The organism is Dehalococcoidia bacterium, from assembly GCA_035574915.1.
GTDB lineage: Bacteria > Chloroflexota > Dehalococcoidia > DSTF01 > WHTK01 > DATLYJ01.
This window is the reverse complement of sequence record DATLYJ010000008.1, coordinates 1-19,075: the sequence shown is the minus strand read 5'-3', so window position 1 is coordinate 19,075 and position 19,075 is coordinate 1. Positions and strand designations below refer to the sequence as shown.

Below are 19,075 nucleotides of genomic sequence, written 5' to 3'. Positions count from 1 at the left end.
CGGTCAGGCCACGCCGGTTGCGCGCTACCGCCGGTAGCGCGCGCCGCGCCGGCCGGGCCGGTACGTCACCTCTCGGGCCGCCCGGCGCATCGCCGGCGAGTCCGTGAACGGCAGCATGCCCTCGTGACCGGCGACCGCCGCCAGTTCCTTGATGGAGTCCTTGTCGTCGGCGAGGACCTTGCGGAGCATCGCCACCTGGTCGCGGAGTTGGGCCGCCTTCTCGAACTCGAGGTTCTTCGCCGCCGCCTTCATCTGCCGCTCCAGCTCGAGGACCATGCGCAGCAACTCGTCCTTCGGCAGGTTGCCGTCGACCGAGTACTGCGCCTTCTCCTCCGCGACCTTGCGCACGTGGTCGGTGATGTCCTTCACTGCCTTGACGATGCCCACAGGCTCGATGCCATGCGCCTCGTTATAGGCGATCTGCTTCGCCCGGCGGCGCTCGGTCTCGTCGATCGCTGCCCGCATCGAGTCCGTGATCGTGTCCGCGTACATGATCACGTGGCCCTCGACGTGGCGTGAGGCCCGGCCGATCGTCTGGATCAGGGAACCCCCCGACCGCAGATAGCCCTCTTTGTCCGCATCCAGGATCGCGACCAGGCTGACCTCGGGCAGGTCCAGTCCCTCGCGCAACAGGTTGATGCCAACCACGACGTCATACACGCCGAGGCGCAGGTCACGCAGGATCTCGACTCGCTCCAGGGTGTCGATCTCGGAATGCAGGTAATGGGTGCGGACGCCCATCTCGCGCAGATAGTCCGCAAGGTCCTCGGCCATCTTTTTCGTCAGCGTCGTCACCAGGGCCCGCTGCTGCTTGGAGACAACAGCCCTGATCTCGTCCAGGAGGTCATCGATCTGGCCCCGGGTCGGCCGCACGTGGATCACGGGGTCGACGAGCCCGGTGGGGCGGATGATCTGCTCGACGACCTGCTCGCTGTGCTCCAGCTCGTAGGGCCCGGGGGTTGCGGAGACGAAGATTACGCGGTCGAGGTGCTCCTCGAATTCCTCGAAGCTCAGCGGGCGGTTGTCGAGCGCCGAGGGCAGGCGGAAGCCGTAGTCGACCAGCGTCTGCTTGCGGGAAATGTCGCCGTGGTACATGCCCCGGACCTGGGGGATGGAGATGTGCGACTCGTCGATGAACAACAGCCACTCGTCCGGCAGGTAGTCGAGCAGCGTCCAGGGAGTCGAGCCGGCGGGGCGGCGCGCCAGGTGCCGCGAGTAGTTTTCGATGCCGGAGCAATAGCCGGACTCACGCAACGTCTCGAGGTCGTAACGGGTGCGCTCCTCGAGCCGCGCCGCTTCCAGGATGCGGCCCGCGGCGCGCAGCTCGGCCAGGCGCCCCTCCAGCTCTTCCTCGATGTCGGCGATCGCCAGCTCGAGCTTGTCGCGCGAGGTGACGAAGTGCTTGCCGGGGTAGACGTCGATATGGTCGCGTTCGGCCACGACCTCGCCCGTGAGAGGGTCGAACTCCAGGATGCGCTCGACTTCGTCGCCGAAGAAGTCGATGCGCACGGCGAGCTCCTCGTAGGCCGGCATTATCGTCAGGGTGTCGCCGCGCAGCCGGAACTTGCCGCGCACGACGTTGGCGTCGTTGCGCTCGTACTGCATCTCGACCAGCCGGCGCATCACGGTCGAACGCGGCGCGCGCTGCCCCTTCGCGAAGTGCACGACGAAGCTCGAGTACTCGTCCGGGTCGCCGAGGCCGTAGATGCAGGACACGGAGGCGACGATGATCACGTCCTTGCGCTCGAAGAGGGCGCGCGTGGCGGCGTGGCGCAGCTTGTCGATTTCGTCGTTGATGTCGGCGTCCTTCGCGATGTAGGTGTCGGTGCGGGGGATGTAGGCCTCGGGCTGGTAGTAGTCGTAGTAGGAGACGAAGTACTCGACGGCGTTGTGCGGGAAGAACTCCTTGAACTCGGAGCAGAGCTGCGCGGCCAGCGTGCGGTTGGGCGCCAGCACCAGTGTCGGCCGCTGCCAGCGTTCGATGACGTTCGCCATGGTGAACGTCTTGCCGGAGCCGGTGACGCCGAGCAGCGTCTGCGCGCGCATGCCCTTCTCGAGGCCCCGCACCAGTTGCTCGATGGCCTCCGGCTGGTCGCCGGTCGGTTTGAAATCGGAGACGATTTTGAACGCAGGCATACCTACACGCGCCAACCGCTTCCCGGCGCCGATCGTTCCTCCACGCGGGACCATTATCGCACAAGCGTTCCGATGCAGGCCCGATACGGCGTCGGCTTCGGTAGCGCGGGTCGGCGAGTCTACCGCGAGCAGGACGCCTGGACCTCGCGGCCATCGTAGCTGGCTGGATGCAGGTCGCGTCCAATCGGGCCTGGCCCGCCCGGGCCTCGCGCTCGCCCCTGCACCTCGCACTCTGTACGCTACGCTGCATTGCAATGAAGGCTATCCGCTTCCACGAGATCGGCGGCCCCGAGGTCCTGCGCTACGAGGATGCCGGGGAACCGGCGCCCGGCAACGGCGAGGTCCTGATCCGCGTGCGGGCCGCCGGCGTGAACTTCGCGGACACGATGACGACCGAGGGGCGCTACTACCTCCGGCCACGTTTTCCTCAGATCCCGGGCCTCGAAGTGGCTGGCGAGGTCGAAGCGCTGGGACCCGGCGCCTCCGGCCTCCTGCCCGGCGAGCGCGTGATGGCGGTCCTCCCGGAGGGCGGCGGCTACGCCGAGAAGTGCGTCGCCCGCGTCGAGTACGTGACGCCGATCCCGGCCGGCCTCGATTACACCGAGGCAGCCGCTTTGCCTGTGCAGGCCGTGACGGCAGACCAGGTCCTGCATGTCGCCGGCAGGGTCCGGCCCGGCGAGTGGGTGCTGGTGCACTCGGCTGCCGGCGGCACCGGCAGCTTCCTCGTGCAGCTGGCGAAGCTGGCGGGCGCGCGCGTGATCGCCACGGCGGGCTCCAAGCGGCGCCTGGAGCTGGCCGCGGACCTCGGGGCCGATGCCCTCGTCGACTACTCGGACCCCTCCTGGCCGGACCAGGTGAAGGAGATCACCGGCGGACGCGGCGCTGATGTCATCGTGGAGTCGGTCGGCGGCGATGTCTTCGAGGCCAGTCTCCGGTGCCTGGCGCCCTTCGGCCGCTTGGTGGAGATTGGGCAGTCCGCCGGCCCGCCGCCGCCGCTGAACCCGCTGCGCCTGATGCGCCTTAACCAGGCGGTCGTCGGTTACTACCTCATGACCGCGATGGAGGTGCCCGAACTCATGGCCGCCACGCGCGACCGGCTCGCGAGGGCGCTCGCCTCCGGCCGGCTGCGCATCGTCATCGGCGAGGTGGCGCCTCTGGCGGACGCGGCAGCCGTGCACCGGCGGATGCTGGCCCGCGAGACGCAAGGGAAGGTCGTGCTGATCCCCTGAGCGCCATCTGATATGGTTCGCCTGCCATGCCTCTGAGGCTCCTCTGCATCCTGGCCCACCCCGACGACGAGACCCTCGGCATCGGCGGCATGCTGGCGATGTACGCCGACGACCCCGACGTCGAGACGCATCTCCTCATGGTGACGCGCGGTGAATATGGCTGGTGGGGCGAGGAGAAGGACTTTCCCGGCCCCGAGTCGCTCGGCCGCGTGCGCGAAGAGGAGTTGCGCGCCGCCGCCGCGGTCCTGGGCGTCCGGGACGTCCGCTTCCTCGACTACATCGACGGGCACGTGGACGAGGCCGACCCGAAGACGATCATCGGGCAGATGGCGTCGCGCATCCGGCAGGTACGCCCCGAGGTCGTGGTCACCTTCCCCCACGACGGCGTCTACGGCCACCCCGACCATATCGCCGTCTGCCAGTTCGCGACCGCCGCCGTCGTCGCCGCGACGGCGCCAGGCGCCGGCGGCGAGCTTCCCCACACCGTGAGCAAGCTGTACTACCGCGCCAATGACGCCGAGCAACTGCGCCAGTACGAGAAAGCGTTCGGCGAGCTGGTCATGATAATCGACGGCATCGAGCGCCGCTCTCAGCCCTGGGAGCGCTGGGTGATGACCACGCGGCTCGATGCGCGCCCGTACTGGGAGCGGGTCTGGCAGGCGGTGCTGTGCCACCGCAGCCAGCTCCCCGGCTACGAGGAGCTACTGAAGCTGCGCCCGGCGGACCACGAGCTCTTCTGGGGTTCCCAGGACTATTACCGCGTCTTCAGCCTCGTGAATGGCGGACGATCCACCGAGAGGGACCTCTTCGAGGGCCTCCGCGCGGTCGAACGCCTTTAGCGCTCTCTTATGCCCTGCTTGAGGAGCGAGACCATCTCCTCGAGCCGCTTCGCCCGGGTTTCGGGACGCCTCGCGGGCCTCCAGCCAGCGGACATAGTTGCGCCGGTAGAAGGTCGCCAGGGAGTCGAAGAGGCGTAGCGCGTCGGGTTCCTTTCGGAGCGCGGCCTCGACATCTTCGGGAAGGTTTCCCGGCCGCGGGCCCTCGGGTTCGAGCCGGACCCGCACCCTCTGCCCTGGGCCAACGTTCGAGTCCCGGAGCCAGGCCTGGCCAAGCGGCAGCCGGGCCCCCGATCGGTCCACCTCGATCCGCGCGCGGATACGCCTTCCCTCCACCTCCCCCGCGACGTAGTGGCGGTCCTTCGGCCCCACAGGGCGTCCGCGTCGAATGGGAGACGGACGAAGGTCCGGCCGCCGGCGCACTCGACCTGGGCGCTGAACTCCTGGGCCTCCGCCGCCATGCCCGGCAGCCTACCGCAGGCCCGGGCGAGCTGTCGACGGGCGCATTGACACGAGAGGCCCGCGGATTCAGTATCGCCGGTAGCCCAGACTCACGGAGGGCCGATGGCCGACCTGGCGCTATCCGATGTCCGCGTGCTTGACCTGGGCTCCGACATCCCGGGCCCCTACTGCGCCAGGCTCCTTGCCGACTTCGGCGCCGACGTGATCAAGGTCGAGCCCCTCGAAGGCGACCCCTCACGCCGCACCGGGCCCTTTCCCGGCGACCTGCCCCACCCCGAAAAGAGCGGCCTCTTTCTCTACCTGAACGCCAACAAGCGCGGCATCACCCTCGACTACTCGACTCGAAGCGGGCGCATGCTGCTCGACAAGCTGGTCGCCTGGGCCGACGTCCTCATCGAGAACAACCTGCCCTCTCGGGCGCGCGCCCTTGGGCTCGACTGGGAGCGGCTGCGTGGCGTCAACCCGAAGCTGGTCCTGACATCGATCACGCCCTTCGGCCAGACGGGACCTTACGCCGACTACAGCTCGGAGGAGATAGCCCTGTTCGCGATGAGCGGCCGCATGTACATCCACGGCCAGCCCGACCGTGAACCTCTGCGCTACGCGCCCGACACCCTCTGGTTTCAGACGGGCGCGACCGCCGCCGTGGCGACCATGGGAGCGCTGTTTGCCTCCCGCCGCTTCGGCATCGGCCAGCACGTCGACATCAGCGGCCTGGAGGCCCTCGCCGGCAACGTCGACACGCGCACCCTCTTCTACACCATGGGCGGCACAGTGCCGAAGCCGGTTGAGGCCACGATTAGCCCGACCGCCGGTGTCGTGCCCTGCGCCGATGGCTACATGCTCATGATCGCCGCCGGCGAACGCTTCTTCCGGCGCCTCCTGCGGGCCATCGGCATGACCGAACTCCTCTCGGACCCGCGCTTCGCGACGCTTGCCGCCCGCATGGAACATCGCGACGAACTGGAGGCCCTCCTCCTGCCCTGGTTCGCCGAGCGCACTCGTGCCCAGGCGTTCGCCGAGCTGCAGCGATTCAGCGTCATGTGCGCGCCGATCCAGACCGTAAACGAGGTCTTCAACGACCCCCAGGTGCAGGAGCGCGCCTTCTTCGTCGAGCACGCGCACCCCGCGGCCGGTCAGGTGACCCTGCCCGGGGCGCCCTTCCAGATGCAGGAGACGCCCTGGTCGCTCAGACGTCCGGCGCCGCTCCTCGGCCAGCACAACGCCGAGGTCTACGGCGAGCTGCTTGGTTACGGTAACGACGACCTCAGGGTCCTCTCCGGGACGGGAGTGATCTGATGCCGCAGCCCCTCGAAGGCTACCGCGTCCTCGACATGACCGAGGTCTGGGCCGGCCCCATGGGCACTACCCTCCTGGGAGACCTCGGCGCCGAGGTCATTCGCGTCGAGTCCTATCCTCGCGCCTCCATGACGCGCCCGGTCCAGCTCGCCACCATGAACCCGGCGCAGCGGGCCGCCATCCCCGGCGACCCCGACCGCCCCTGGGACCTCTCCACCACCTATCACCTCGCCAACCGCAACAAGCTCGGGGTCACGCTGAACGTGATGCACCCGCGAGGGCGCCTTCTGCTCGAGCGCCTCGTCGCCGTCTCGGACGCGTTCGTCATCGGATACAGCGCGGGGACGATCGACCGGATGGGGCTCGACTACGAGAGCCTGCGCAAAGTCCGCGAGGACCTGGTCATGGTTTCCATGCCCGGCTGGGGCGAACGCGGGCCTTACAAGGGCTACGCAACCCTCGGCAGCGGGCTCGACGCCTTCACCGGCCACATGTACCTCCGCGGCTATCCCGACTCCGACCCGACGACGACGCCGGTCGGCGTCTTCCACTCGGATGCAACGGGCGCTCTTCTCCTCGCGTTTGCCATCATGACGGCTCTGCACTACCGCGAGCGGACCGGCAAGGGCCAGTACATCGACCTGTCGCAGGCGGAGGTGCTCCTCACGCACCTGCCGCGGCCGGTGCTCGAATGGTCGATGAACGGCCGTGTCGCACAACCGCTTGGCAACTCCGACCCTACCGCCTGTCCGCACGGCGTGTTCCCCTGCCGCGAGGAAGGCTCCTGGATTGCCATCGCCGTCCGCGCCGACGACCAGTGGCCGGCGCTCGTGAAAGCCATGGGCGAGCCGGAATGGGCGCGGCAACCCGAGCTCAGGAACTTGCTCGGGCGGCTGGAGCAGCGGGACGCGGTCGAGCGCGGCGTCGCCGAGTGGACGCGCTCCCGGGGCCAGGACGAGGCCGCGGCGTGGCTCCGGGCCGCCGGCGTGCCCGCCGGGCCGGTATATGACATCCCTTCCTTGCTCCAGGACCCGCACCTGCGCGAGCGCGGCTTCTGGATCACGGCCGACCACCCGCCGGCCAACCCTTACGAGCGCGCCGGCGTGCTCTGGCGCATGAGCGAGACGCCGTCCGAGGTGCGCCTGGCCACGAACAACCTGGGCGAGCACAACCGCGAGGTCTTCTCCGGCCTCCTGGGCCTTCCCGAAGAGGATCTCGCCGCCCTCGAGGCCGAAGGCGTGATCGGCGAACGATACTATCCCGGCGCGGAGATCGACACGGACTGACGTTGTGACTGGCGTTGCCCTGCGACGGCCCGCGATCTTCTACGGCTGGTATATCGTAGGCGTTGCGCTCGTTGCCCAGTTCATCTCCGCCGGCACGTCCGCCTATGCCGCCGGCGTCTTCCTGAAGCCCATGACCGAGGACCTCGGCTGGTCCCGGGGCGACTTCTCGGCCGTCCAGACGGTCTCCACCGTGGTCATGGGCGCCCTGGGCCTCTTCGTCGGCGTCCAGGTCGACAAACGCGGGCCGCGCCCCCTCATGCTGGCTGGCGGCGTCATCTCCGGGGCGTCGCTCATCCTCCTCAGCCGCGTCGAGAGCCTCTGGCAGTTCTACCTCATCCGCGGCATCGGCCACACGGCCGGCAACGCGCTCCTCGGCAATCTCGTGGTCAACGTTACGGTGGCGCGCTGGTTCGTCGTGCGGCGTGGCATGGCCGTCTCGATCGCCTCGGCCGGCGTCTCGATGGGCGGCGTCCTCATGGCGCCGCTCGCCTCCTGGTGGGTGGAAGCCTACGGCTGGCAGACGGCCTGGGTGCTGACCGGCCTCCTGGTCTGGGCGACGATCATCCCGGCCGCCTTCGTCGTCCGGCGCTCTCCCGAGGAGGCCGGCATGACGCCGGACGGCATGAGCCCCGAGGAAGCTGAAGCCTTTGCCGCCAGCCACCGCCGCGCCTCCGCGGCATCCGAAGTCCAGTGGACGCGGGCCGAGGCAGTCCGCACGCGGACGATCTGGCTCATCATCCTCGCCTACGGCGTTGCTAACATTGGGCTCGGGGCCATGCTGCTCCACCTCTTCTCCTTTCTCACGGACCAGGGCTACAGCCGCGCAACGGCGGCCGGACTGTTCAGCGTCATGTCCTGGTCGGCCCTGATCTCGAAGGCCGTCTGGGGCGCGCTTATGGACCGCTTCCACGCCCGCATGCTCAGCGCCGCCGGGTTCGCGCTCTCGGGCGTCTCCATAATTGCCCTGCTCGCGGTCGCCGGGCGGTCAGAGGCGCTGTCCATCGCCGTGCTCGCCCTCTACGGGCTGGGCATCGGGGGGATGGTCCCCTTGCAGGAGACGGTCTGGGCGAGCTACTTCGGTCGCACGCACCTCGGCCGGATACGCTCGGTGGCCATGCCGTTTTCCATCGTCTTCGGCGCGGGCGGGCCCGTGCTGGCCGGCTTCCTCTACGATGAGACAGGCAGCTACACCCTGGCCTTCGTCCTCTTCGCGATGTTCTCGGCGGTCGGGCTGGTGCTGATCTTGCTGGCGCGGCCGCCGCTCCGGCAGGAGCGGCCCGATGGGCTGGCGCTGCCTCCAGAGGCCGGCGTTGCGGTTTGAGGGAGGCCGCCCGTGAGCAGCGTGTTCTCGCGCCCCATCGTCTGCCCGGAGATGGTGGGCAGGGCCGAAGCCCTGGAGAGCCTGCAGGCGCTCCTGGAGTCCTCCACCGCGCGCGGCCGCCTTGCCCTGGTCTCCGGAGAGGCGGGCATCGGCAAGAGCCGGCTGGCCGGCGAACTGGCGCGCCTCGCGGCGGCGACGGGTACGCGCGTCTTGCAAGCGCGCTTCTTCGAGCAGGATGAAGGCATCCCCTACTCCGCCGTTGCCCGCCTTCTGCGCGAGGTCGCGGTGCTGGAAGAAGCCCTGCCGGCTCTGCGGCCGCTGGCCGGCGACCTCGTCCACATCGAACCATCGCTCGCCCGCATCAGCAATGCCCGGGCCGCCGGGGTGCAACCGCTCGAGACCGGGGCGGCGGCCGAAAAGCGCCGCGCCCTGGAGGCGCTGTCTTCGTTCATCGCGGCGCTGGCCGCATCCCGGCCCCTGCTCATCGTGTTCGAGGACGCGCACTGGGGTGACACCAGCAGCTTCGACGCCATCCTCCAGGTCGCCCGGCAGGCCGTGCCCGGCTGCCTCCTCTTGCTCACATATCGCAGCGACGAGGTCACGCCGGCCCTCGGCGCATTCCTGGCGCAGCTCGATCGCGAGCGCCTGGCTGCGGAGGTCGCGCTGGGCCCACTCACGGTGACGCAGGTCGACCGGATGCTCCGGGCCATCCTCGGCGGCCGGACCAGCCGCGGCGACCTCCTGCACACGGTCCACCAGCTCTCCGAAGGCAACCCGTTTTTCGTCGAAGAGGTCCTGCGCTCTCTCGCCGACCAGGCCGGCGGGCTCGAGGGGATCGACCGCCTGCGCATCGCCGAGGTCGACGTGCCGCGCAGCGTCGAGGAGGCAGTAAAGCGCCGCACCGCGGGCCTGTCGGAGCGGGCGCGGGGCGTGCTGTCGCTCGCCGCCGTTGCCGGCCTGCGCTTCGACTTCGGCCTCCTCCAGCACCTCTCGGGCCTGGCCGAGTCCGAACTTCTCGGCCTCATCAAGGAGCTCGTCGCGGCCCAGATCGTTGTCGAGGAAGCGGACGACCGTTTCGCGTTCCGCCACGCCCTCACCCGCGAGGCCGTGCGCGGGGGCCTCCTCCTCCGCGAGCGCCGGGCTCTCAGCCGTCGCATCGCCCAGGCGATGGAGCACCTGTACGCGGACGACCTCGACAGCCGCGTCGAGGACCTCGCCTGGCACTATTTCGAGGCCTCCGAGTGGGAGAGGGCGCTGGAGTACTCCGCCCGGGCCGGCGTGCGCGCGCTCGCCCTTTACGCCCCGGCCGCGGCGCTCCAGCACCTGCGCCGCGCGCTCGAGGCCGCCGAGCATGTGCCCGGCGCCTTCAAGGCGCCGCTGCACCTCCACACGGCGACGGCCTTCGACATTCTCGGCGACTTCGAGGAGTCGCGAAGCGCCTACGAGCGCGCCGCGGCGGCCGCGGCAGAGGAGGGCGATGCCCGCACGCGCTGGCGCGCCGTGCTGGACCTGGGGTTGCTCTGGGCTTCTCGCGACTACGCGCGCGCGGGAGAGTGTTACCGCGAGGCGGTGACGCTCGCCCGCGCCCTGGATGACCCTTCGGCGGAGGCGACAAGCCTCAACCGGCTTGGCAACTGGTACTCGAACACCGGCAACTTCGCTGAGGCGCGGCGCCTCAGTGAGGAGGCGTTGGCAATGTTCCGCGCCGCCGGCGACGAGGCCGGCGAGGCCCAGACGCTGGACCTCCTGGGCATGGCCTGCTACCAGGCCGGGGAATTCCCCGACGGCCTGGGCTACTACCTGGAGGCGGTGCCCCGCCTCGAAGCGCTCGGCGACCTGCGCACGCTGACCTCCGCGCTGGCCTCAATCCCTATCGCCAGCGGCACGTACCAGACCGACATGTCCCCCGCTGCCCTCCCCCTTCGCGAGGCCAGGGCCTACTGCGAACGGGCCATCGAGGTCGCGCGCCGGACGCGCTCCCGTTCGGCGGAGTCGTATGCCCTCTGGCAGACCGCCTTCTGCCTCGCCCCCCAGGGCGAATACGAGCTCGCCCTCGCCCACGCGCGCGAATCGGTCGATCTCTCCCGCGAGATCGGGCACTCGCAATGGGAGGCGGCGGCCCTCTGCTCCTTGGGCGCCATCTACCTTGACCTGCTGCACGCGGACGAGGCCCGGCCGGCGCTGGAGGTGGCATTAGGCCTTGGACGCGAGATGAACTCGGACGCCTGGATCGCGCAGGCGGCATGCCTGCTGTGCCAGGCCTTCATCGACCTGAAGCGCCCCGACCTCGCGCGCGATCTGTACGCCTCGGTCCCTCCGGTGCCACTGGACCGGGTGCGCGGCATGAGCCAGCGCTGGTATCACGCCGGCGCGATCGAGCTGGACCTGGCCACAGGCGAGCACGAGCGCGCCCTCGAACGGGCCTTGAGGTTGGAGGAGGACAGCGCAAGCGTCTTTCCCGGCCGGACCGCGGTCAGGGTCGCCCGGCACAAGGGCCTGGCGTTGCTGGGCCTCGGACGCGTCGAGGAAGGGCTGGCATCCCTCCGGTCGGGACTGGCCGCCGCTGAGGCCAACGGACACCTCTCGGCGCTCTGGCGGCTGCACGCGGACCTCAGCCGCGCGCTTCACGCACAGGGCCAGCGCGACCCTGCCCGCGAGCACGCCAACGCCGCCCTCGCGCTCGTCGAGCGCCTGGCCGCCAGCGTCCCCGAAGCGATGCGTGAGGCCTACATCGAGCGCGCCGGCGAGCACCTGCCCGCGACCCTGAGGCGCCGCGGCGGTCGCGAGCACGTCGACGCCCTCACGGCCCGCGAGGCGGAGATAGCCTCTCTCATCGCGCGCGGGCTAACCAACCGCGAGATCGCCGACCAATTGGTGCTCAGCGCTCGCACCGTGGAGACCCACGTCGCGAACGCCATGGCCAAGATGGGCTTCTCGAACCGCTCTCAACTCGCGGCCTGGGCCGTCGGGCGCGGCCTCGCCGCCGGTCAGTAACCCCGCCCCCGTAGTTTCGCGATCTACGTAGCCTCGGACCAATCACATTCCGTAGTCGTACGGATATCCGCGCCTCCCGTCCTCGCCAGACTCCTGACATGGCTGAGACAGGAGGGCATATGCGACACCGGCAGACGACGGATTGCTAACCAACACGGCAAAACGCATGGGAGGTAGGACATGACCACGACAACCATCGACCAGGAAAGGCTGAATTCGATACTGGGGCAGGCTCTCGGCGACCTCGGGAGCGTCGTCACGGCGGCTCTCGTGACCATCGGCGACAGGCTGGGGCTCTACAAGACCCTCGCGGCCAGTGGCCCGGCGACCGCGGGGGAACTGGCCGCGCGCTCCGGCCTGAGCGAGCGCTACCTTCGCCACTGGCTCGTCAACCAGGCCGCGTCCGGCTACGTCGACTACGACCCGGCGACCCGCCGCTTCTCGCTGTCGCCCGAGCAGGCGGCCGTGTTCGCGGACGACGAAGCCGCCACCGCCATGGCGGGCGGCTTTGGCCTCATGGTCTCGATCGCCAGGGACGAAGCCAGGATCGCAGAGGCAATCCGGGCGGGCAATGGGCTCCTCTGGGGCGAGCACGACCCCGGCCTCTTCGCCGGCACCGCGCGCTTCTTCAAGCCGGGGTACGTCGGCAACATCGTGCAGAATTGGATCCCGGCCCTGGATGGCGCCGAAGCCCGACTGCTCGAGGGCGCGACCGTCGCCGACGTTGGCTGCGGCTACGGTGTCTCGACCATCATCATGGCCAGGGCGTACCCGAAGTCACGCTTCTTTGGGTTCGACAGTCACGCCCCATCCATCGAGGCCGCGCGCCGGGCGGCGCTGGAAGCGGGCGTCGCCGACCGCGTGACCTTCGAGGTCGCCGCGGCGCAGGACTTCCCCGGCCGCGATTACGGCCTCCTGACCTACTACGACTGCCTCCACGACATGGGAGACCCTTACGGCGCCGCCCGCCACGCCCGCGCCGCCCTTAGGCCCCGCGGCCTCGTGATGCTCGTGGAGCCGATGGCCGGCGATACCGTCGAGGAGAACCTTAACCCGGTAGGCCGCCTGTTCTCCGCCGCCTCCGTGCTGGTCTGCACGCCCCACGCGATCGCCGAGGGCGGCGAGCCGCTCGGGACCCTCGCCACGGACGCGGAATTGAAGGGCGTGTTCGATGCCGCCGGCTTCGCGTCGTTCCGGAGGGCGGCGGCCTCGGCCACCAACCGGGTCTTCGAAGCGAAAGCCTAGGAGTCAGCGTGGCCCTTCCTCCTGAGGAAGGGCCACGCGATGACGCGCTGGAGGACCACCATGACCCTGAAGTACCACCCCGGCCAGATCGAGGTGCAGAGCGAGGCGAACACGCGACGCGTGGCAGACATGCTCGCAAGCTGGGTCGGGCCCGTAACGGAGTTCTGCGCCACCGCCGACATGATCATCCTGGCGACCGAAGGCGCCCGCGGCCGCCTTGGCTTCATGGCAGTCTCCGGCCAGGCCCCGGTCGTGGAGGTCGCCGGGCCGTCGACCGTGTTGGTGCCCCTCGGCGGCACGGAGGCGCCCTCAATCGAGGGGACGGTGTCCGCGGGCGGACTGGCGCTAAACCTGGCGATGGCCCGCCGCGCGCGCCTGAACGGCCTCCTCTCTCGCGAAGGCGACACACTGAGGCTGGAGGCGACCGAGACCTTCACGAATTGCCGCAAGTACGTCGCGCCTTCGGCGCCGGTCGAGACTGCGCTCCATTTCGGCCCTGTATCCCGCTCGGAAGTGACGCTGGACGACCACTGGCTGGCCCGCACCGTCGGGTCGGCGGAGACGTCCTTCCTGGCGAGCATCAGTCCCGACGGCATCGTCGACGTCTCGCACCGCGGCGGGCCGCCGGGCTTCCTCCGCCTCGACCCACCGGCCGCGCGCCTCGAATGGGATGAATACGTCGGCGACGGCATGCTGAAGAGCGCGGGCAACATCCGCGCCACCGGCCGGTTCTCCCTCCTGGTGCCGGATCTGACTAGCGGCGATGCGGTCGAGCTCAGTGGCACGGCCTCGGTGCGCCTCCTCCGGCGTGACAAGCGGCCACGGACCGAGGGCCTGCAGCAGCACCGCGAGGACTTCCCCGTGCAGGGCTACATGAGCTGCACCCTGGAAGCGGCCTTTCGCCTGACCGCCCTCATGAACCCGCGCCGGAGGCTGGAGAAACGCCAGCGCGTCACGTCGGCTTCTCCAATCGGCCAGCAGGCCCCGCAGTGAAACCCGGAGGGCAGGCGAGGCGGCGCCGTCTCGCCTGCCCTCCGGCCTCAAGACCACCTCCTCCGGCGCCGAAAACCATAGTGCAATGAACGAGTCGATCTGGACCGAACCGCCGCCCTCATCGGCGGAGCGCTGCCGCCACCGCTGGGTCATCGCGGCCCCTAATGGCCCAACGAGCGAGGGAGTCTGCCGCCTCTGCGGCGCCCGGCGCGAGTTCCGCAACTCCTCCGACGACCACATCGGCGACGGGGCGTTGGCGGCGGAAGCGCTCCCGGCCAACATCACCTCCCACTGACCCCGGCCGCGTCCAGCGCCGCCAGGCGCAATTGACATCGCCCCGCCGAGTCGTACGATGGCGCCACGGGAGCACGCGTCCCGTGAGCCGTCGCAGAGGTGGAGATGGTGGCATACGTAGCCATCGCGCGGCTGGAGGACATCCCCCCGGGCGCCTACAGCGAGTACGAGACCGAAGGCACGGAGATCATCGTCGCGAACGTCGGCGGGCGCCTGTACGCCTTCGCTGCCATTTGCAGCCACCTGGACGGCCCGCTGGTCCAGGGCGCCCTGACCGGCGGCGTGATCGAGTGCCCTTGGCACTTCAGCCGCTTTCGAGTCGACGACGGCTCAGTAGTCGCAGGCCCCGCGACGGAGCCCATTGCGACCTACCCCGTGAAGGTCGAGGGAGACACGGTCCTGGTAGACGTGTCGCAGCCAATAGCCAGTGGAGGCGAAGCATGGCGCCGGTGAAGTTCACGCCCTGGGAGGACTCATGGCTGCAGGACCCCTGGCCGCAGTACCGGCAGCTCAGGCAAGAGGACCCGGTCCACTGGTGCGAGCCCCTGGGCCACTGGGTCCTCACCCGCTACCACGATGTCGTCCAGGTGGCGAAGGACCCGCGCTTCACCGCAACCAACCGGCCGCCCCAGCGCCGCTGGATGCGCCCGACCATGATGGTCACCGCCGACCCGCCCGAGCACTCCCGTCTCCGCCGCCCGGTCGCACACCACTTCGGCTCGACGGCGGTCGAAGCCCTCGTGCCGCGTATGCAGGAGATCGTCGACGCGCAGCTCGACCAGGCCGAAGAGCGCGGCGGCTTCGATGTCGCTTGGGACTACGCGCGCATCCTCCCCCGGCGCATCATCAGCGAGATCATGGGCCTGCCCTACGTGCCGCCGGAACGGCCGCGCGGGCCCCTGAACGCCTTCGGCATGGAAGACACGGGGGGCGAAGGGCGCCCTCCCAGGCCCGCGCCGGCCGCGCACGAGGAGAGCGCCCCGATGCCTGCTTCAGCGGGCATGGCCGCGGGCCCTGCGCGCCGTCGCCGCCAGGCGCCGTCAGGCGATGAGGACGTCGAAACGCCGCAGGACCGATGGTTCAAGGAAGCCTTCGAGCGCCACCGCGCCGAGGTGATGGACGACGCCGTCCAGGCCCTCCTCAAGGCGGAAGCCGAAGGCAAAATGACGGCGGAAGAGGTGCTGGATACGGCGACGATCCTCTACGGCGCGGGCCAGGAGACTACTGGCAGCCTGATAACGAACGCCGTCTACCAGCTCCTGCGCCACCCGGACCAGCTCGCAAAGCTGCAGAGACAGCCCGATCTCATCCGCTCCGCCGTCGACGAGCTCCTGCGCTTCGACGCGCCCGTGCACGCCGTCCGCCGCAAGGCCGTCGTCGACGTGGAACTGGGCGGCAAAACGATAAAGGCCGGCGACAAGGTCCTACTCATGTTCATGGCGGCCAATCACGACCCCGAGGTCTTCGCCGACTCGGAGGAGATGGACCTCGAGCGACAGGAGAACTACCACATCGCCTTCGGGTCGGGGCCCCATACCTGTCTGGGCGGCATCCTCGCGCGCGCCGAGGCCCAGGTCGCCATCGGTGCCCTCGTCCGCCGCTTCCCGCGCCTCCGGCTGGCAAAGGAGGACGTCCGCTACCAGGGCTCCTTCATCCTCCGTAGCGTGCGCGAGCTGCCGGTCAGCGTCGCCTGATCTGCCGTCCGCTCCCGGCGACTCGCGGCCGGACCGGACGGGTTAGCGCCGTATAATCTATTCCACCATCCGTCCGGGAGCGCAGTGCGCCAGAGCCCAGGAGACGTCTATGCCCCGCAGTAGCCGACCCAGCCGCCGCATCAACCTAGCGGTCGAGGGCGTGATTCCGGGCGGCGGCTATTCGGTCACCATCCGGGCGCAGTACCCGAACACGCCCGGCATGCTCGGACGCGTCGCCTCCGCCATCGGCGACGCCGGCGGCAACATCAGCTCCATCGACCTCGTCGAGGCGGACCGCGACACCATGGTGCGCGACATCACGGTCGGCGCCGACGACTCGGAGCACGCCCGCTACATCATCGAGCGGATGAAGAAGGTGCCTGGCCTCATCGTCCGCAGCGCCTCCGACCGCGTCTTCATCGCCCACCTCGGCGGCAAGATCGAGGTGCACAACAAGGTGCCGGTCGGCACCCGGCGCGACCTCTCGGTGGTCTACACGCCCGGCGTCGCGCGCATCTGCCGCGCCATCGCCCAGGACCCGGACGCCGCCTGGACCCTGACCACGAAGCACAACACGGTCGCCATCGTCACCGACGGCACCGCCGTCCTCGGCCTCGGGGACATCGGCCCCAGCGCCGCCCTTCCCGTAATGGAGGGCAAGGCGATGCTCTTCAAGGAGTTCGGTAGCGTCGACGCCTGGCCTCTCTGCCTGGACACCAAGGACCCAGACGAGATCGTGCGTACCGTGAAAGCGCTGGCGCCCGGCTTCGGCGGCATCAACCTGGAGGACATCTCGGCGCCCCGTTGCTTCGAGATCGAGGAGCGCCTGCGACAGGAGCTCGACATCCCCGTGTTCCATGACGACCAGCACGGCACGGCCGTGGTGGTGCTCGCTGCGCTGATCAACTCCCTGCGCATCGTCGGCAAGAGCATGGAGTACATCAGAGTCTGCATTTGCGGCGTCGGCGCCGCCGGCACGGCCGTGGCCAAAATACTCATGGCCGCCGGCGTGAGGGACATGATCGGCGTCGACCACTACGGCATCGTTTACCCCGGCCGGCCCGAAGGGATGGACCCGATCAAGGAATGGTTCGCTAGGACCACGAACCCTGAAGGCGGTCCCGGCACCATACACGACGCCATCGAGGGCGCCGACGTGTTCATCGGCGTCTCGGCGCCAAACGTCATCGGTCCCGCCGATATCCAGAAGATGAACAAAGACCCGATCGTCTTTGCGCTCGCAAACCCCGACCCAGAGATCCCGTATGAGGAGGCGGTCGGCGCGGCCAGAATCCTCGCTACCGGCCGCTCCGACTACCCCAACCAGATCAACAACGTCCTCTGCTTCCCCGGCCTCTTCCGCGGCGTCCTGGACGTCCGCGCCACCGAGATAAACGAAGAGATGAAGGTCGCCGCGGCGAACGCCATCGCGGGCACAGTCGGCAAGCACGAGCTGTCGGAGGAGTACATCATCCCCAGCGTCTTCAACCGGAACGTCGCCCGCGCCGTGGCCCGCGAGGTCGCCCAGGCCGCCCTGCGTACCGGCGTGGCCCGGCGGCCGAAGCGCCATCCGGCCGTCTTCCTCTGATGACGCGCCTCCTCTCGCTGGACGTGCTCGTGCCCGAAGTGCGGCGCTCCAGGGGCTCAGCCATGATGACGGCCGGGGCAGCGCTCCTCGTATTGCTCCTGCTCGTCGCCGGCGTGTCCATCGCGCTCATCCTCGACGTGACCCGCGACGGCACCTCCCACGTCCGCTTTCACAGCACCGAGCCCTTCGGGCGGGCGCCGGGCGCGCGCGCCGTTTACGTCGCGGAGAAGGAGACCTACGTCCTTCGCGGCTGGCTGTTCCCGACCCTGGGCCCCGCCGGCGTCTACCAGGTCTGGGCCGTCCAGGACGGCCGCTACCGGTCGCTGGCGACCGCGGATGCGGATCCCTTCGTCGGCCTCACCGTAGTCGGAGAGCGCGACCTCGACGGCGTGGAGCGCATCCTGGTCACCAGGGAGCCGCCCGGCGGCAGCTTCCCGGCGCCCACGGGGCCGACAGTCGCCGAGCTCCTCCCCGTACGCTGATGCCGTGCGCCGGCCCGGCTTGTTGCCCGTCGCCTTCCCCACTCATAAGCTGACGCCGATGATCGAGCCCACCTCCCGCTTCTATGAATCCGCCCGCCTGCGCCTGCACTACGCCGTCTGGGGCGACGAATCCCGGCCGCCCCTCTTCCTGGTCCACGGCAGCCGCGACCACGCTCGCAGCTGGGACTTCGTCGCTAACGCCCTCCTCGACCGCTTCTGCGTCTACGCGCCCGACCTCCGGGGCCATGGTGACAGCGACTGGGCGATCGGCAGCCAGTACTCGGTCATCGACTACGTACTGGACCTCGCGAAGCTGATCGAGACCGTAGGCCGCTTTCCCGTCGCGCTGATCGGCCACTCGCTTGGTGGCGGCGTCGTCCTCGAGTACGCCGGCACGATGCCGCAGCGCGTCGCCAGGGTCGTGTCGATCGAAGGACTGGGGCCGCGGGGAGGCAGACACCGCCCGGCCGACGCCCGCATGCGCGACTACCTCGCCTACATGTGGGATCTCGAGCAGCGCCAGCCGCGTCGCTACGCCACGCTCGAAGAGGCGGCGGAACGCATGCGGGAGGCCAACCGTCATCTCTCCCCGGAGCTCGCGCTCCACCTCACCAGGCACGGCACGCGCCGCCTCGAGGACGGCTCCTACACCTGGAAGTTCGATAACTTCACGCGCATCCGCAGCCCCTACGAGTGGAATGACGAAGACGCCCGCGCGATCTGGAACGCGATCCGCGCGCCGGTACTCCTGGTCCGCGGCTCCGAGAGTTGGCACCAGGACCCGAACCGCCTCGGGCGCGCGTCCGCCTTCCACGACATGCGCTCCGTCGTGATCAAGGACGCGGGCCACTGGGTGCACCACGACCAGTTCCAGCGGTTTGTTGAGGTCGTGCGCGACTTCCTGATCTGACCGTAATGCGTCCCCCTAAGCCGGCGATGAGTCTCTGCCGGTTGGATGAGGTGGACCATGGCGGAGAGAACTCAGCGGACTGAGGTGGCTGCTCCTGATCCCTGGTCCGTAGAGCCCACCGGCCCGCCAATCTTGTTGCCCCGGCTTGACAGTCCGTAAGCCCTAGCTTACGCTTAGCCCCCACTACCGAAAGGAGGCGAGAAATGTCAGACGCCAACAAGAAGGTCGTGCTCGCCATCGAGGAGGCCTGGAACGCCAACCGGCTCGACCAGCTCGATGCCTACTTCGCGCCCGACTTCGTGCAGC

Annotated in this window: 13 protein-coding genes and 2 pseudogenes; 14 read left to right on the top strand and 1 reads right to left on the bottom strand. The window is 69.4% G+C overall.

Annotated elements, in window-relative coordinates; all coding sequences use genetic code 11:
* Positions 1 to 180 precede the first annotated feature (180 nt).
* A pseudogene (gene uvrB, locus VNN10_00775) lies at positions 181 to 2,136 on the bottom strand (excinuclease ABC subunit UvrB).
* A gap of 254 nt (positions 2,137 to 2,390) precedes the next feature.
* Here uvrB and VNN10_00770 point away from each other — a divergent pair.
* The 14 genes and pseudogenes from VNN10_00770 to VNN10_00705 all read left to right on the top strand — a co-directional run bounded on the left by VNN10_00770 (position 2,391) and on the right by VNN10_00705 (position 18,769).
* The gene (locus VNN10_00770) at positions 2,391 to 3,365 is read left to right on the top strand and encodes an NADPH:quinone oxidoreductase family protein (GenBank protein ID HXH20531.1); all 975 of its coding nucleotides are present in this window, start codon (positions 2,391 to 2,393) and stop codon (positions 3,363 to 3,365) included.
* Between the two features lie 26 nt (positions 3,366 to 3,391).
* Entirely contained in the window at positions 3,392 to 4,204 is an 813-nt protein-coding gene (locus tag VNN10_00765; GenBank protein HXH20530.1) for a PIG-L family deacetylase, read from the top strand.
* 561 nt (positions 4,205 to 4,765) lie between these two features.
* Positions 4,766 to 5,962, top strand: a complete 1,197-nt coding sequence (locus VNN10_00760) for a CoA transferase (protein HXH20529.1) — start codon at positions 4,766 to 4,768, stop codon at positions 5,960 to 5,962.
* A complete protein-coding gene (locus tag VNN10_00755) occupies positions 5,962 to 7,248 on the top strand; it encodes a CoA transferase (GenBank protein ID HXH20528.1) in 1,287 nt (428 codons plus the stop codon). The genes VNN10_00760 and VNN10_00755 overlap by 1 nt, the downstream gene beginning before the upstream one ends.
* 4 nt (positions 7,249 to 7,252) lie before the next feature.
* Positions 7,253 to 8,569: an MFS transporter gene (locus VNN10_00750; protein HXH20527.1), complete on the top strand. Its 1,317-nt coding sequence runs from the start codon at positions 7,253 to 7,255 to the stop codon at positions 8,567 to 8,569.
* 12 nt (positions 8,570 to 8,581) lie between these two features.
* Positions 8,582 to 11,563, top strand: a complete 2,982-nt coding sequence (locus VNN10_00745) for an AAA family ATPase (GenBank protein ID HXH20526.1) — start codon at positions 8,582 to 8,584, stop codon at positions 11,561 to 11,563.
* A gap of 180 nt (positions 11,564 to 11,743) precedes the next feature.
* Entirely contained in the window at positions 11,744 to 12,808 is a 1,065-nt protein-coding gene (locus tag VNN10_00740) for a MerR family transcriptional regulator (protein ID HXH20525.1), read from the top strand.
* A 60-nt stretch (positions 12,809 to 12,868) separates the two neighbouring features.
* Positions 12,869 to 13,801: a pyridoxamine 5'-phosphate oxidase family protein gene (locus VNN10_00735; protein ID HXH20524.1), complete on the top strand. Its 933-nt coding sequence runs from the start codon at positions 12,869 to 12,871 to the stop codon at positions 13,799 to 13,801.
* Positions 13,802 to 13,886: 85 nt separating this feature from the next.
* Entirely contained in the window at positions 13,887 to 14,096 is a 210-nt protein-coding gene (locus VNN10_00730; protein HXH20523.1) for a hypothetical protein, read from the top strand.
* 104 nt (positions 14,097 to 14,200) lie between these two features.
* On the top strand, positions 14,201 to 14,548 hold the full coding sequence (locus VNN10_00725; GenBank protein ID HXH20522.1) for a non-heme iron oxygenase ferredoxin subunit: 348 nt from the start codon (positions 14,201 to 14,203) through the stop codon (positions 14,546 to 14,548).
* Positions 14,536 to 15,789, top strand: a complete 1,254-nt coding sequence (locus VNN10_00720) for a cytochrome P450 (GenBank protein HXH20521.1) — start codon at positions 14,536 to 14,538, stop codon at positions 15,787 to 15,789. Before VNN10_00725 ends, VNN10_00720 begins: the two co-directional genes overlap by 13 nt.
* A 109-nt stretch (positions 15,790 to 15,898) precedes the next feature.
* The gene (locus tag VNN10_00715; GenBank protein ID HXH20520.1) at positions 15,899 to 17,377 is read left to right on the top strand and encodes an NAD-dependent malic enzyme; all 1,479 of its coding nucleotides are present in this window, start codon (positions 15,899 to 15,901) and stop codon (positions 17,375 to 17,377) included.
* Positions 17,338 to 17,859: pseudogene (locus VNN10_00710) on the top strand (anti-sigma factor). Before VNN10_00715 ends, VNN10_00710 begins: the two are co-directional and overlap by 40 nt.
* 58 nt (positions 17,860 to 17,917) lie before the next feature.
* Positions 17,918 to 18,769 carry an alpha/beta hydrolase gene (locus VNN10_00705; GenBank protein HXH20519.1) on the top strand — a complete coding sequence of 284 codons (852 nt, stop codon included), beginning with the start codon at positions 17,918 to 17,920 and terminating at the stop codon, positions 18,767 to 18,769.
* The last annotated feature ends 306 nt before the right edge of the window (positions 18,770 to 19,075 follow it).

What these genes read in the sequence shown, in the direction of transcription:
- VNN10_00755 (HXH20528.1), top strand. Translation starts at nt 5,962, where the DNA reads ATGCCGCAGCCCCTCGAAGGCTACCGCGTCCTCGACATGACCGAGGTC.
- VNN10_00735 (HXH20524.1), top strand. Translation starts at nt 12,869, where the DNA reads ATGACCCTGAAGTACCACCCCGGCCAGATCGAGGTGCAGAGCGAGGCG.
- VNN10_00740 (HXH20525.1), top strand. Translation starts at nt 11,744, where the DNA reads ATGACCACGACAACCATCGACCAGGAAAGGCTGAATTCGATACTGGGG.
- VNN10_00725 (HXH20522.1), top strand. Translation starts at nt 14,201, where the DNA reads ATGGTGGCATACGTAGCCATCGCGCGGCTGGAGGACATCCCCCCGGGC.
- VNN10_00730 (HXH20523.1), top strand. Translation starts at nt 13,887, where the DNA reads ATGAACGAGTCGATCTGGACCGAACCGCCGCCCTCATCGGCGGAGCGC.
- VNN10_00705 (HXH20519.1), top strand. Translation starts at nt 17,918, where the DNA reads ATGATCGAGCCCACCTCCCGCTTCTATGAATCCGCCCGCCTGCGCCTG.
- VNN10_00760 (HXH20529.1), top strand. Translation starts at nt 4,766, where the DNA reads ATGGCCGACCTGGCGCTATCCGATGTCCGCGTGCTTGACCTGGGCTCC.
- VNN10_00720 (HXH20521.1), top strand. Translation starts at nt 14,536, where the DNA reads ATGGCGCCGGTGAAGTTCACGCCCTGGGAGGACTCATGGCTGCAGGAC.
- VNN10_00765 (HXH20530.1), top strand. Translation starts at nt 3,392, where the DNA reads ATGCCTCTGAGGCTCCTCTGCATCCTGGCCCACCCCGACGACGAGACC.
- VNN10_00770 (HXH20531.1), top strand. Translation starts at nt 2,391, where the DNA reads ATGAAGGCTATCCGCTTCCACGAGATCGGCGGCCCCGAGGTCCTGCGC.
- VNN10_00715 (HXH20520.1), top strand. Translation starts at nt 15,899, where the DNA reads ATGCCCCGCAGTAGCCGACCCAGCCGCCGCATCAACCTAGCGGTCGAG.